The organism is Leyella lascolaii (assembly GCF_900079775.1).
GTDB classification, from domain to species: domain Bacteria; phylum Bacteroidota; class Bacteroidia; order Bacteroidales; family Bacteroidaceae; genus Prevotella; species Prevotella lascolaii.
This window is the reverse complement of sequence record NZ_LT556050.1, coordinates 293,515-308,090: the sequence shown is the minus strand read 5'-3', so window position 1 is coordinate 308,090 and position 14,576 is coordinate 293,515. Positions and strand designations below refer to the sequence as shown.

Below are 14,576 nucleotides of genomic sequence, written 5' to 3'. Positions count from 1 at the left end.
GTCCACACGTTTTATGCTTCAGCGGCAAGACGCTCCTGTATAGCCTTGCTTTCAGCCTCGTAGCCCGGCTTGTTGAGCAGTGCGAACATGTTTTTCTTGTATGCCTCAACGCCCGGCTGGTTGAACGGATTGACACCGAGAACGTTGCCGCTTATGCCGCATGCTATCTCGAAGAAATAGATGAGCTGTCCGATATAATACTCGTTGAGCTCCGGAACGGACAGGCGGATGTTGGGCACTCCGCCGTCTACGTGAGCCAGACGTGTACCGAGCTCAGCCATCTTGTTGACCTCGTCGACGCGCTTGCCTGCAAGGAAGTTGAGGCCGTCGAGATTTTCCTCATCGTTGGGGAAGAGCACCTCGTGGTTTGTCTTCTCAATGCTCAGTACGGTCTCGAATATAGAGCGTTCTCCCTGCTGTATCCACTGACCCATGGAGTGGAGGTCGGTGGTGAAGTCGCATGATGCGGGGAAGATGCCTTTACCGTCCTTGCCTTCGCTCTCACCGTAGAGTTGCTTCCACCATTCGCTCATGAAATGGAGTTTGGGCTGGTAGTTTACCATTATCTCTATTTTCTTTCCTGCCTGTGCATAGAGTGCGTTGCGTACGGCGGCATAGAGGGCTGCGGGGTTCTCTTCGAACGGAACATCGGTGCTTGTGGCATTCTCCATGTCTGCCGCACCCTGAATGAGAGCCTTTATGTCGAAGCCTGCGATGGCGATGGGCAGCAGTCCTACCGGAGTGAGCACGGAAAAACGACCTCCCACATTGTCGGGAATGACGAATGTCTTGTATCCTTCTTTTGTGGCTGCTGCGCGTGCGGCGCCTTTTACGGCGTCGGTGATGGCTACGATGACATCGCGTGCCTCATCCTTGCCGCGCTGTGTCTCGCACTGCTTCTTCAGCAGACGGAAGGTGAGGGCTGTCTCTGTTGTGGTGCCTGATTTTGATATGTTGATTACTCCGAACTTCTTGTCTTTGAGATATTCGGTGAGTTCGTACAGATAGTCCTCACCGATGTTGTTGCCTGCAAAGACTATCGTAGGATTCTTCTTGTCGCCTGTGAGCCATGAGAATGAGTTGCCGAGAGCCTCGATGACGGCGCGTGCTCCGAGGTAGCTTCCGCCGATGCCCGCAACCACAACCACCTCGCACTTCTCGCGCAGGGTGTCGGCAACTGACTGTATTTCGTTTATGAATTCCGGCGTTACCGATGACGGAAGGTGCAGCCATCCGAGGAAATCGTTGCCGGGGCACGTGCCTTCTTCGAGAGAACGGCGTGCGTCGTTTACTTGCTGTTTGTAAGATTCAACGGCACCCTCCTTTAGGAACGAGGATGCTTTGGTGATGTCTAAGATGATTTTTTTCATCGTTGTTGTTTTTTATGTTGTCTGTTGTTTGTTGTTCTGATTTATGCCATGTGTCACCGGAACTGTTATCTGAAAGAGTCGGTGAGGAGCTTTATCTCTATCTGAGGACTGATGCGTTCGTACAGAATGTTGTATACGGCGTCGAGGATGGGCATGTTCACGTGCATGTGCCTGTTTTTCTCCTTCATGCATTTTGTTCCGAAGAAGCCCTCGGCTATCATCTCCATCTCTATCTGCGCGCTCTTGACACTGTAGCCTTTGCCTATCATGGTGCCGAAGGTGCGGTTGCGCGAGAAGTTTGAGTATCCGGTAACGAGCAGGTCGCCCAGATAAACGGAGTCGTAGACGTTGCGCTCGAGAGGATAGATGGCTGAAAGGAAGCGCGACATCTCCTGTACGGCGTTCGCCATGAGCACCGCCTGGAAGTTGTCACCGTATTTCAGACCGCTGCATATGCCTGCTGCAATGGCGTAGACATTCTTCAATACAGATGAATATTCGATGCCGAGCACGTCGCTGCTGGTCTTTGTCTTGATGTATTCGGAAGCGATGACGTCTGCGAACGCCTGCGCTTTGTCCTGGTCGGAACAGCCCACTGTGAGATAGGAGAGGCGTTCGAGAGCCACCTCCTCGGCGTGAGACGGTCCTCCGATGCATGCCAGACTGCTTATCGGAACATCGTAGACGTTGTGGAAAAACTCAGAGCAAGCAAGGTTGTCATCGGCTACAAGACCCTTTATGGCTGTGATTATGAACTTGTCGCGCAGGCGGGTTTTGAGTTTCTTGAGATGATTCTTCAAATATGGTGACGGTATGACGAACACAAGAGTGTCGTAGGCTTCGACAATCTTATTCAGGTCGCTGGAAAAGAAAATGTTGTCTACATTGAACCTGACACTTGTAAGATAGTTGGGGTTGTGCCCCATCCTGCGGAAGTTCTCGATGCTGTCGTCGCGCCGGATGTACCATCCTATGTGATCGGTCTTGCCTATCACAATCTTGGCTATGGCTGTAGCCCAGCTTCCGCCTCCGATTATTGCTATTTTGCCGCAATCGAACATTTTGTTGGAATCGTAATTTTCATATTCCCGGCGGTATCATATCCTCCGGATGATGCCGGCGTGATGTTCTGGAGTATATGCCGTGTCTCACGCCGGCAGTTGTATGAATGTCATGCGTTTGCCGCGTCAATCCACTTCTGGAAGTCGTCCACTTTCGGATTTTCGTAGCCTAACTTGTATTTCTTGTTCACACCGCACACATCCATCTGGAGCTTTTGCGCCTTTACTTCCCTGATGTCTGATGTGAGGTTGTAGCCTGCCTTGTTGAACACGGGAATCCATTCCTCAGGAACACCGAGCGCAGTCCATTCGGCAACACAGCTTCTCGGTATGGCTTTTTCAGGGCGCATCTGCGGGAAGAACAGCACTTCCTGGATGGTGGTCTTTCCGGTCATGAGCATCACGAGACGGTCTATTCCTATGCCTATTCCGCTTGTCGGCGGCATGCCGTACTGGAGTGCGCGGAGGAAGTCCTGGTCTATTATCATCGCCTCATCGTCGCCTTTGTCGGCAAGTCGCATCTGTTCCTTGAACCGCTCCTCCTGATCTATGGGGTCGTTAAGCTCGGAATATGCGTTGGCGAGTTCTTTTCCGTTGACCATAAGCTCGAAACGCTCTGTCAGTCCGGGCTTGCTGCGGTGCATCTTTGTCAGCGGTGACATCTCGACAGGATAGTCTATGATGAACGTGGGCTGTATGAATGTGCCTTCACAGAATTCTCCGAATATCTCGTCAATCAGCTTTCCTTTACCCATGGTGTCGTCAATCTCCATGTTGAGCTTCCGGCATACATCGCGTATTTCGTCCTCATTCATGCCGTTGAGGTCGTAGCCCGTCTTCTCCTTTATGGCGTCAAGGATGGGCAGACGGCGGTATGGAGCCTTGAAGCTTACGATGTTTCCGTCTATCTCACGCTCCGGTTTGCCGTTCACTGCGATGCATATCTTCTCGAGGAGCTGCTCGGTGAAGGACATCATCCAGTTGTAGTCCTTGTACTGGACATACAGTTCCATGCACGTGAACTCAGGATTGTGATTGCGGTCCATCCCTTCGTTGCGGAAGTTCTTTCCTATCTCGTACACACCTTCAAAGCCTCCCACAATGAGCCTTTTCAGGTAAAGCTCCGTGGCAATGCGCATGTACATGTCGGTGTTCAATGCGTTGAAGTGTGTGATGAAAGGACGTGCGCTCGCACCTCCGGCAATGGTTTGAAGGGTAGGAGTCTCAACCTCGGTGTATCCTGCTTCGTCAAGAACGTTGCGGAGTGTCCTCAGCACGGTGGCACGTTTGATGAAAGTGTCTTTCACTCCGTCGTTTACGATGAGGTCCACGTAGCGTTGGCGGTAGCGGAGTTCGGGGTCGTCGAACTTGTCGTAAGCCACTCCGTCCTTGTATTTCACGATAGGTAGCGGCTTGAGACTCTTCGACAGAAGCTTTATATTCTGCGCGTGAACGCTTATCTCACCTGTCTGTGTCCTGAAAACAAAACCTTCCACTCCAATGAAATCCCCTATGTCAAGCAACCGTTTGAAAACGTTGTTGTACATGCTTTTGTCTTCTCCCGGACAAATATCGTCCCGGGTGATGTATATCTGTATTCGTCCTTTCGAGTCTTGTAGTTCCGCGAAGCTTGCCTTACCCATGACGCGGCGGCTCATAAGACGCCCCGCAATGGTGACATTGCGCTTTTCGTCCTCATTGAAATTTTCCTTGATGTCGTCTGAAAAAGCATTTACCGGATATTCAGCTGCCGGATATGGATCAATGCCCATGTCACGCAATTCCTGTAAACATTGTCTTCTGACAATTTCCTGTTCGCTCAGTTCTAAAATATTCATATCTTAATCAGAATTTATTCGATGTAGTGTGGTGCGTCGGACATGTGTATCGCGTATGAGTGTAAATACATATGTTCAACGTAATATGATGCAAATTTAATAAATAAATCCGAAAGGTTATTCATTTTCACATTTTATAATAAACAGTCATGACTTTAATTCTGGCTTCCAGGATGGACATAAATAAAAAAGACAACTATCATAGTTGATAATTGTCTTCCGTATTCTGGTGATCCGTTTGGGGCTCGAACCCAAGACCCCAACATTAAAAGTGTTGTGCTCTACCAGCTGAGCTAACGGATCTCCATGGGTGCTCAGATAGCTTGTATCTTAAAAGCGTGTGCAAAGGTATTGCTTTTTTTTGAAACACGCAAATTATTTCAGGCTTTTTTCTTGTATTTTGTCTATTTCGTGTTCTTTGGTTACGTATCTCTGCCAATATGCTATAATAAGCGTTGTAAGGGGGAGGGCGATTATCAGTCCGATGAATCCGAGCATGGCACCCCATACAGACAGCGAGAGCAGCAGTATCGCCGGGTTGAGCCCCATTGCCTTACCCATTATTTTGGGAATGACAATTGTCTCGGTGATAATCTGTACAAGGATGAACAGTCCTACAGCCAAGCCGAATACATACCAGAAGTTCTGTCCCGTGTCGGCTGCTTTGAGCATGGCGAGGAATGCGGTGGGTATGAGTGCGAACGTGTGTAGATAGGGCACAAGATCCATTATTCCGATGAGAATTCCCAGTCCTATAGCCATCGGAAAATCCATAATTGTGAATCCTATGCAGAACATTATGCCCATGCATAAAGCTACCGAACTCTGTCCGCGTATGTAATTGTTCAGTTCGCGTTCCACGTCTTTCATGAGTTCCTGCCAGAACGGACGGTTCTTTTTCGGGAATATCTTTATCCAGTTGGTCGTGAGATATTCATAATCGAGGAGTATGAAGAACATGTATAGCAGTGTTATGCATGACGCCACGATGCTTATAATCACGCTGGCGGTTTGTCCGAGAACGGAGAACACTTTGGGCATACCGCTTTTCAGGATGTCGCTGAAGTCCTTGCTCTTGAAGAACCTCTCTATCTCGTGCTGGTTGTCTACAACCCATCTTTTTACAATCAGTGACAGGTCGTTTGTATGCGTTGTCTGTTGCAGCCATCTCATGAACACCTCATAAAGTTTCTGGAACTGTTCTATCATAGGAGGTATTATGAAATATACCATGCCGCCTATCACACCTATTACTATAAGGAGCGCGATTATTATGGCAATCGCCCTGACCTTTACTTTCATCTTATATTGTATGAATTTCACCAGTGGATAAAGCAGATAAGCGAAGAGCCAGGCTATTATGAAAGGCAATAGAGCGCCGCTAAGATAGTTGATGGCATACAGTACGGCAATGACAAGGATTGCTATCAGCATCCATCTTACGAACTTATCGAAGGTGATTTTTTCTTCAAGCATAATTTTATGTTAGTTTGGAAATGGTGTAATGAATGCGTATTATATTTCCGTCAATTGTCTGATATGTTGTTTCTGGAGTTTCAGTATGCCATGTCTTGCCGTTTCGTTCACCCTGTTATTGCATCCGGTGCGGGCGTTTGTGTGACGTTGTTTAGCCCGGATGCATATTATAACGGCTTTATACAGAATTTATCATATGGGCAAATCAAGGGTCCGCTACGGTTGTGAAAGAACGCTGTCAATGATTTATGTATCTCATGTACGCATCATGTGTCTTGCCGGTTGAGTATGTCTGTCACATCCTTCCTTCCATTGCCTTCTTGTAGCATTCGCGGCATAGCGGCTCATACTCGCTCTCCTCACCGAGCATCACACGCTTTTCACCGTCAACTATCCTGTGGCTTATATAAGCAAGATTGCCGCATTTCACGCATATGGCGTGAACCTTCGTCACGTCGTCGGCAATGGCGCACAATGCCGGCATAGGTCCGAAAGGCACTCCTTTGAAGTCCATGTCCAGCCCGGCTATGATGACCCGTGTCCCGCGGTTTGCCAGTTCGTTGCATACCTCCACAAGACCCTCGTCAAGAAACTGCGCCTCGTCTATTCCCACCACATCGATGTCTGACGCCAGCAGCAGTATGCTTGAAGACGACTCTATGGGTGTCGACTGTATGGATGTGTTGTCGTGGCTCACCACATCAACGTCCGAATAGCGCGTGTCTATTGCCGGTTTGAATATCTCCACTTTCTGACGTGCGAACTTGGCGCGTTTCAGACGCCTTATCAGTTCCTCTGTCTTGCCTGAAAACATAGAACCGCATATCACTTCAATTCTTCCCGGGCGGTGTGCCTCGTCTGATAAATAATCTGTCATGTTGGTTGCAAAAGTACAAAGACGTTTTAAAAATTGCAAAGAAATGAAGGCTTTTTTTGTCCGTGAGGAATATTTAGTTATATTTGTCCGCAGTATGGGAACACTTTATATCGTGCCTACGCCGGTGGGCAATATGGAAGATATGACGTTGCGTGCCATCCGTGTACTGAAAGAGGCGGATGTCGTTCTTGCCGAAGACACGCGTACTTCGGGTGTGCTTCTGAAGCATTTCGACATACAGAACCGGCTGCTGTCACATCATAAGTTCAACGAACACGGCACGACGGCATCTGTAATTGAGCGTCTCAAAGGAGGTCAGGACGTAGCCCTTGTGAGCGATGCCGGAACGCCGGGAATAAGCGACCCGGGATTCTTTCTTGCCCGTGAGGCTGTCAGAGCCGGTATAACCGTGCGGTGTCTGCCTGGTGCCACGGCGTGCATTCCTGCGGTAGTGGCTTCCGGACTGCCTTGCGACAGGTTCTGCTTCGAAGGGTTCCTGCCTCAGAAGAAGGGACGTCAGACCATGCTCGCCTCCCTGAAGGACGAGCCTCGGACGATGATTTTCTACGAGTCGCCCTACAGACTGCTGAAAACGTTAGGACAGTTTGCCGAGGTGTTCGGTGCCGGACGCGAGGTCTGCGTATGCCGCGAGATATCCAAACTGCACGAAGATTATGTCAGGGGAACGCTCGCGGAGGTCAAGGAACATTTCGAGAACAATCCGCCGCGCGGTGAGATTGTCATCGTGCTTGCAGGCAATGACGACAGACAGAACAACAAAGAAAATGTATAACAAAACCAGACTGATATGAAGAAGTTATTATTTTTAGCAATTGGTTTGACTTTGATCACCTTCATGGGATGCAAGGAAGACCGCAAAGTAGCCGACGTAGCAGGATTCAGCCAGAATGACTCATTGCAGAAAATCATTGCTCAGAAGGATAATGAGATAAATGACATTATGGAAACATTCAACCAGATTGAGGCTGGATTCAAGGAAATAAATGAGGCTGAGAACCGTGTGAGTCTGATGAAGGACGGTGAGGGTGCCAACCGCAGACAGCAGCTTGTGGAGAACGTGCAGTTCATCTCCGCCACGATGAAGGAGAACCGCACGCTCATAGAAAAGCTGCGCCGCCAGCTGCGCGAGAGCAGTGTCAAGAGCGACAACCTGAAGAAGACCATCGAGAACCTCGTAGCCGAGCTTGAGGAGAAGGACAACCAGCTTCAGCAGCTCCGCGCAGAGCTCGACGCGAAGAATATCCATATTGCCGAGCTCGACCAGACCATAAGCGGTCTGAACGACAATGTGACAAATCTGCAGACCGAGAGCTCGCAGAAGAGCGCTACCATCCAGGCTCAGGACAAGCAGCTCAACACCGCATGGTTTGTGTTCGGCACCAAGAAGGAACTCAAGGAACAGCGCATCATCGACGGCGACCGCGTGCTCGAGTCAAACTTCAACAAGAGCTACTTCACAAAGATAGACATCCGCGTGGAGAAGGAGATTAAGCTCTATTCCAAGTATGCCAAGATTCTCACCATGCACCCGTCAGACAGCTACACGCTGGAGAAGGACGCCAACAAGCAGTATGTCCTGCGCATCACCAATCCGCAGATATTCTGGTCGACAAGCAAGTATCTCGTCATACTCGTAAAATAACGTAGTCATATACGTATTCATTCATCAAAGGGGCAGACTCCGTCAGAGTCTGCCCCTTTGCCGTTTGTGTGAAGGTGCCGCTGCCATGTGTGCCTGCCGTATGCCGTATTCGTTGTGTCCTCCGCTTTCGTCCGGCACAGACAGCCACGTCTTCTGCGGAGGCGGAAAAAACGTTTTGACGGTCTGATGACCGGTCCGGGTTTACCCCGGAGGATGATACACATGAGGCGAAACAGCCAGTCGCGGCTTATCCGAACATCGGAACCACATATTTCGCCAGTGCGTATCCGCCGCCCAAGAGCCATGCGAAGAGTATCAGGGCAAGTACGAACGGCTTCACGCCAGCCTTGCGGAACTTGTCGATGCTTGTCTCCGCGCCGAGTGCCGTCATTGCCATCGTGAGCAGGAATGTGTCGAACGTGTTGATGAAGTCCACCATACCAGCCGGCAGGATGTCGAGAGAGTTGAACCCGATCACCACAAGAAACAGAATGGCAAACCACGGCAGCGAAATCTTTGCGCGCCCGCCCGTGTCACCGCTCTTCACCGCCGCCCTCATGACGCTGTAGCTTATAATGAGCAGGACGGGCACGAGCATCATCACACGTATCATCTTCACTATTATAGCCGGGTCTGACACCTCCTTGCCCATGGCGTTTCCCGCGCCCACAACGTGTGCCACCTCATGCACGGTGCTGCCCGTGTATATGCCCATCTCCTGCGGAGTGAGGTCTACGATGCCGTTGCGGTAGAGTATCGGATAGAGAAACATCGCTATCGTTCCGAATATCACCACCGTCGACACAGCCACCGCCGTCTTGTACGGCTTCACCTTTATCGCCGATTCGGTTCCCAGTATGGCTGCCGCCCCACAGATGCCGCTGCCCACAGATGTAAGCAGCGCGATGCCCCTGTCCATCTTCATCAGCCGTCCTATGAGCACTCCGCCGCATACGGTCACCGTCACTATCACGGCGTCTATGCATATTGCAGGGATGCCCACCTCAACCACATTCTGGAACGTAAGCCTGAATCCGTAGAGTATGATGCCTATGCGCAATATCCTCTTCGAGCAGAACTGGATGCCCGGAACCCACGTCTCCGGCAGGTTGTTGCGCAGGCTGTTGGCATAGAGCATGCCGAGAATGATGCCGACAATCATCGGGCTGAACGACAGTTTTTTCACAAACTCCATGCCGCCGATGTAGAATGCGGCGCATGAGAACAGTGCGATAAGCAGCACGCCGTGCAGCATGCTGCTGCGTTTTTCACTTAACATATTATTCAAATCGTTTTAGATGATAAGCCGGACTCATTAGCGTGAAGCCGCGCTTCACGTCAGGTGTGTCCGCGTTATCTTGTTTATAATTAATGTTTCAGGGCGTAAAATTAATTAAAAAAAGCATTTCCTCACTGTTTTGTCATGATATTTTTAATTGTCAGAAGCGGAGATATGTGAACGGGTCTACTTTTTTGCGCCTCTTTCATACACTTTCTCCTACTTCGTGTTCTTTGCGCTAATCTGCCGTCATACTGTCCAATATGTTTCCCCCTCTGCCTGTCACCTCTTCATCCCTCTTCCTCACTGCCGCCGTCGTCTTGTCCCGCGCTTTTACCAGATGTGGCTGTCCGCATCTTCGGCAAAGGCGCAGACAGACATGTCCGGCGGCAGTGCTGAATACCGGTGAAGTATTAATGACCGGTCCTGTTTCACTGTTTCTTCATCTCCATCTTCAGCTTTTTCGCTTTCATCGGCAGAGGATACGAGCACAGCCATATCTTAGGGCTTATCTGCTGTCCTGTTATCACGCCTTTCCTTTCGCCGCTGTCGGGCCGCTCGTTGTTGCTGTAGTCCATGTTGCGGTTGAGTGCCAGCACGTAAGCCTCTATCTTCTTGCCAGCCATGTCTTTGGTCAGCGGTATATAATATGTATAGTTCCTGTCGCTTGCGGCACTCTTATATTCCCACGTGTTGGATGTGAACGACGGTGCCCTGTCCGGACATCCCACATACTCGCCGTCTATCTTCACCGCTGCCCACGCGCCTTCCTGTCCGTGATAGCCGTTCACTGCCACGCACAGATAGGCGCCGTCGGCAATCTCCCCGAGCGTCAGCTCACTCTTCCATGCCTTCTTCGCCATGCACGTCGCGCTTCCGTAGGGGCGGAACAGGTTTGACGCGTGCCAACGGCTGCTGTCGGTTTTCTTTCCGTCCCTGTAGCCAGTCACCTCCGACAGGCGCAGGGGGCAGGGCGCAAAGCGCACATATCTCACCTCGCCCGCGCCGCTCAGGTCTATCGTCATCCTCTTTCCCGCCGTGAAGGTTATCGGCTTCCAGCTTCTCAGGTCGGCTGAGACGTATGCCTCCACACCCTCGTAAGATTTCAGCGGAGTGATGGAGTATTCGTCGAACGACTCTATCACCAGACTGTCCAGCCGCTGTCTCCCGCCCATGTCGAGGCAGAAGCCCGACTCTCCGAACGGACGTATGTCGCCCCAGCGCATGGCTATCGAGAATCCCGTCTGCGGATTGCCGTCAAACAGGTTGCGGTCCCATATCTCCCTTGCTCCGAACAGTTCCTGACCGAAGAAGGCGTCGCGTGCAGCCTTCACCTGCGGCACAGCCGTCTCGCCCGAGCGTTCCAGCGAGCGCACCTCGAGCGCGTTGTTGTCGGCGGCGAAGCATGTGGCGTAATACAGAGCCTCGGCGTCGGCTGGCACGTCGCACTCCCGCATGTCGGCAAGCTTGCGGTAGGGCGGCAGAGTGAGCTTCTGTCCGTCGAACGTCAGTGTTATTTGCCGTCCGTCCAGCAGTTTCCGCGCCTGCGTCCCGTCTATGCCGGCTGAGACGAACAGTCCGGCTCCACGCTCCATCCTCACCTTGTATTTCTCTCCCGGCATGCCCAGCAGCCTCACTTCAGCCGTGTTTCCCGCGCGGTCGTTTATGATGTGATAAGGTATGCCGCTCAGAGCCACGCGGTCTTTCTCCTTGTCTGTGGTTATCTTCACAAGAGCCGTGCGGAACGGCAGCACCTCAACCTTCAGCTCCGAACCGTAGTCGTGGCTGCCCAGATCGTATATATAAGGATGGTACAGACGCGCCTTCACCTTCCGTCCGCAGTCCTTCAGTCCCGTCTCGCTGTCGAGTCTTACGCTGTATGTCTTTGTCTCCCACGACAGGTTGCGCATAGTGATGAACTGCGTCCTGCCGTCGCCTCTCGACACGGCTCCCTCTCCGTAGCGTCCTTCAGGCAACTGTATGCCTCCGGTGAGTATGTCGCGGTAGTCGCGGTGCAGATTGTAAATGTATGCCAGATACGGAAACTCGTCGTCTCTCAGCAGCCATGGGGTGGCGTATATCTGCGGAGAGAGAATCAGTCCGCGGTTGAACGCCTGCAATATGAGGTCGTCCTCCCAGTAGTCAAGACATGACGACAGGCACACGCCGTGGTCTTCCGTCAGGCGCGTCAGGTTGTCGGGAGCTTTCCTTGCCAGCGCGCGTGCGCGGTGATGCGGGGCTGTCACGTCGTTGGTCATGTGCACGTCTATGTATGTCTCCTCACCTCCCATGAGATGTGTCGTCGAGTATTTGTCGCCCGGACCGAGGTCCAGCCTGTGGTTGAGCAGTATGAATCCGGGGTCTTCCTGCCTTATTGCCTTCATCATCCTGTCAAAGTTGCCGTACATCTCCTGCCTGAGCTGTCCGCACACAGCGTCCATCTTGAACAGTTTGAAGTTGTATTTCCTCACCAGCTCGGTCATCACGTCCATGCGTTCGTCGGCTTCCGCCTGTGTGTTGCCGAACCCGTCGGGACCGCACCACACCCCGAAGCGCGTGCCGATGGACGCCGCTTTGCCGCAGACGGCGTCCAGTCCGCCTGGAAACTGCCTCCTGAAGCGTTCGGAGCGAGTGCTTCCATACCGTTTCGCACCGTCGAGCGCGCCCGCGTCGAAGGCGTATATGTCGAGCTGCATGCCGTAAGTGTCGTGCATCCATTTGAAGAAGTCGAGGTTTATCAGAGTCTGTTTCTCGGTGGGTCCCTCGTTAGTGTTGTTTATCCATGAGAAATATTCGGAGTATGACGGTGTGTTTTCCGCAGCCCCTCCTACGGGCAGAGCCTGACCGTAAGATGCTGTTGCAGATGCCATTATGAATATTGCCGACAGGAATGACTTGTGTTTCTTGTTCATGATTTTGTATGTAAGATTGTCTGATTATATTATGTATGTTATATCGGTTCACGTAAAATCGTAGTGCAAAGATAGCGAAAGGTGAGCGCAAAGCAAAGCGAAAAGAAGATATTTTTTTCAGCTTTGCTTTGCCGAACCGCCTCCTATCTTATTCAAAGATAGTGAAAGGTGAGCGCAGAGCAAAGGGAAAAGAAGATATTCTTTTCAGATTTGCTTTGCCGAACCGCCTCCTATCTTATTCAAAGATAGTGAAAGGTGAGCGCAGAGCAAAGGGAAAAGAAGACTTTTTGCGACTTTGATGGTGAGGAGGGTAATTAAGTAGAGACGCAAAATCTTGCGTCTCACAGTTAGCTTTGTGTGCTTAATGTCATTGTGTTGTGGCGATTATGGGTTCGATGGCTTGCGTCTCACAGTTAGCTTTGAGTGCTTAATGTCATGGTGTTGTGGTGATGACGGGTTGCGATGGGTTGCTCGTGAGACGCAAGATTTTGCGTCTCTACTGGCTGTCGCCGCTGTGGTTATTGCGTGAGGACTGCTGATTTAAGTTGCTATGGCTTGCGTCTCCCGATTTGCTTATGTGCTTAATGTCATTGTGTTGTGTCGATTACGGCTTGCGATGGGTTGCTCGTGAGACGCAAGATTTTGCGTCTCTACTGGCTGTCGCCGTTGTGGTTATTTCGTGAGGGCTGCTGATTTAAATTGCGATGGGTTGCTCGTGAGACGCAAAATTTTGCGTCTCTACTGGCTGGCGTCGCTGTGATGATGGGGTGGGGATGGCGTGGTGAAATGCGACGGGGAGGTAGGGTGCTGTTTGGGGTATTTCTTTACTTGTAAAAACATGCACGCCTTTGTTTGTAAAAATATGGATATTGGTGTGTGTTTTTCTGGTTTACGCGCTGTATCAAAAACTGTGCCGGATTTTAAAACGGATGTTTAAAAATTAACATATGTTTGCTTTTGTGGTGTAGTATTTAACTTTTCAGCTTGTCGGTTCTGTGCTTTTGAAAGCCGTTTTTAAGTGGGGTGATGGCATGTTCCGGTCGTATTGCAAAGCGTTTCGGGCGATGCCGGATGGTGAAAAAGCATGTTTCGTGTTGCGGAAAAGCACGTTTTGTGATTCCGGACGGGCTTTCCGGGCATGCCATATGTACCGTATGACAGTCTCAAACGGGCTTTTTCATACATCGGGAAAGCCCGTTTGGGGATGCGGAGGGAGCAGGGCTGTTGTGTGATATGTTGTAAGTTGTTTATTGCCAATGACTTACCAAAGATGGTTTTTCTGTGTTTTTTCCGGCATAAACGCATCATGATTGTTTCCGGAAGAGTTTTCGCGCGTTTTTCACGGTATCAATTTAACATTCCAGACTTCGTTTTATTGTCTTTTCACTTACACACGCCTCCATGCCGTAAGCCTTTCGGGGCAGTCGTCCGGACGGCTCATTCCTTCAGGGCTATCCTGCCTCTTATGTTCTCGAAGCCCACATATCCCCACGCCCTGCTGTCTATGGAGTGCGCCCGGTTGTCGCCCATCACGAAGTATAGCGTGCTGCCGTTCCGTTCAGGTATTGCCAGCGGACCGTAGTTGTGGGCGTTCCATGTGTTGTGCTCGGGGAAGGTCACTGGGCGTATGGTGTCCTTCTCGGTTGTCGGCACAACGGTGGCGGGCATCTTCTGTCTGCGGTTGTTCACATACACAACGCCGTGCCTTATCTCCAGAGTGTCGCCCGACATCGCCACGATGCGCTTGCACAGGAACATTGTCGTGTCTGCCGGACTTGTGAAGACGATTATGTCTCCGCGCCTGGGCATCCTTATCGCCGGCATCCTGCGGTAGCCCCAGTCTGTTCTCTGGTCGTAGTCGAACACTGAGAGCGGCACGAGAAAGAGCACGTTCTTCACCAGCGCGATGTCAGCCACCCTCCGTGGCAGGCACGCGCCGTAGGTTATCTGGTCTATCAGGATGACGCTTCCCGCCTTGATGGTGTTCTCCATGCTCGTCGTGGGCACATGGTTCACCGTGGCTACGAAGGTGCTGAGGACGATGTAGAGCGTCGCCCCTGCAATCAGGATGGTCCTTATCCGTGGCATTCTCCGTTTCAT

Annotated in this window: 10 protein-coding genes and 1 tRNA gene; 2 read left to right on the top strand and 9 right to left on the bottom strand. The window is 51.1% G+C overall.

Going from position 1 to position 14,576, the window contains the following annotated elements; all coding sequences use genetic code 11:
- Positions 1 to 11: 11 nt before the first annotated feature.
- The 6 genes from BN4609_RS13685 to BN4609_RS13660 all read right to left on the bottom strand — a co-directional run bounded on the left by BN4609_RS13685 (position 12) and on the right by BN4609_RS13660 (position 6,622).
- Positions 12 to 1,370, bottom strand: a complete 1,359-nt coding sequence (locus BN4609_RS13685) for a glucose-6-phosphate isomerase (protein ID WP_068857163.1) — start codon at positions 1,368 to 1,370, stop codon at positions 12 to 14.
- A 65-nt stretch (positions 1,371 to 1,435) separates the two neighbouring features.
- Positions 1,436 to 2,431 carry an NAD(P)H-dependent glycerol-3-phosphate dehydrogenase gene (locus tag BN4609_RS13680; protein ID WP_021993207.1) on the bottom strand — a complete coding sequence of 332 codons (996 nt, stop codon included), beginning with the start codon at positions 2,429 to 2,431 and terminating at the stop codon, positions 1,436 to 1,438.
- 110 nt (positions 2,432 to 2,541) lie between these two features.
- Positions 2,542 to 4,269, bottom strand: a complete 1,728-nt coding sequence (gene lysS, locus BN4609_RS13675) for a lysine--tRNA ligase (protein WP_068857162.1) — start codon at positions 4,267 to 4,269, stop codon at positions 2,542 to 2,544.
- A 227-nt stretch (positions 4,270 to 4,496) separates the two neighbouring features.
- Positions 4,497 to 4,572 (bottom strand) — tRNA-Lys (locus tag BN4609_RS13670).
- 72 nt (positions 4,573 to 4,644) lie between these two features.
- Positions 4,645 to 5,745: an AI-2E family transporter gene (locus BN4609_RS13665; RefSeq protein ID WP_021993209.1), complete on the bottom strand. Its 1,101-nt coding sequence runs from the start codon at positions 5,743 to 5,745 to the stop codon at positions 4,645 to 4,647.
- A gap of 295 nt (positions 5,746 to 6,040) precedes the next feature.
- A complete protein-coding gene (locus BN4609_RS13660) occupies positions 6,041 to 6,622 on the bottom strand; it encodes a thymidine kinase (RefSeq protein ID WP_068857161.1) in 582 nt (193 codons plus the stop codon).
- Between the two features lie 94 nt (positions 6,623 to 6,716).
- Here BN4609_RS13660 and rsmI point away from each other — a divergent pair, with 94 nt between their 5' ends.
- Both rsmI and BN4609_RS13650 read left to right on the top strand, forming a co-directional pair.
- Positions 6,717 to 7,415 carry a 16S rRNA (cytidine(1402)-2'-O)-methyltransferase gene (rsmI, locus tag BN4609_RS13655; RefSeq protein WP_068857292.1) on the top strand — a complete coding sequence of 233 codons (699 nt, stop codon included), beginning with the start codon at positions 6,717 to 6,719 and terminating at the stop codon, positions 7,413 to 7,415.
- Positions 7,416 to 7,430: 15 nt separating this feature from the next.
- Positions 7,431 to 8,285, top strand: a complete 855-nt coding sequence (locus BN4609_RS13650) for a Cbp1 family collagen-binding glycoprotein adhesin (protein ID WP_068857160.1) — start codon at positions 7,431 to 7,433, stop codon at positions 8,283 to 8,285.
- 247 nt (positions 8,286 to 8,532) lie between these two features.
- On the opposite strand, the gene BN4609_RS13645 is transcribed toward BN4609_RS13650, so the two are convergent.
- From BN4609_RS13645 to lepB, 3 genes are all read right to left on the bottom strand, one after another.
- Positions 8,533 to 9,564 carry a YeiH family protein gene (locus BN4609_RS13645; RefSeq protein WP_068857159.1) on the bottom strand — a complete coding sequence of 344 codons (1,032 nt, stop codon included), beginning with the start codon at positions 9,562 to 9,564 and terminating at the stop codon, positions 8,533 to 8,535.
- 431 nt (positions 9,565 to 9,995) lie between these two features.
- On the bottom strand, positions 9,996 to 12,476 hold the full coding sequence (locus BN4609_RS13640) for a hypothetical protein (protein ID WP_068857158.1): 2,481 nt from the start codon (positions 12,474 to 12,476) through the stop codon (positions 9,996 to 9,998).
- 1,437 nt (positions 12,477 to 13,913) lie between these two features.
- Positions 13,914 to 14,576: a signal peptidase I gene (gene lepB, locus BN4609_RS13635; RefSeq protein WP_164071703.1), complete on the bottom strand. Its 663-nt coding sequence runs from the start codon at positions 14,574 to 14,576 to the stop codon at positions 13,914 to 13,916.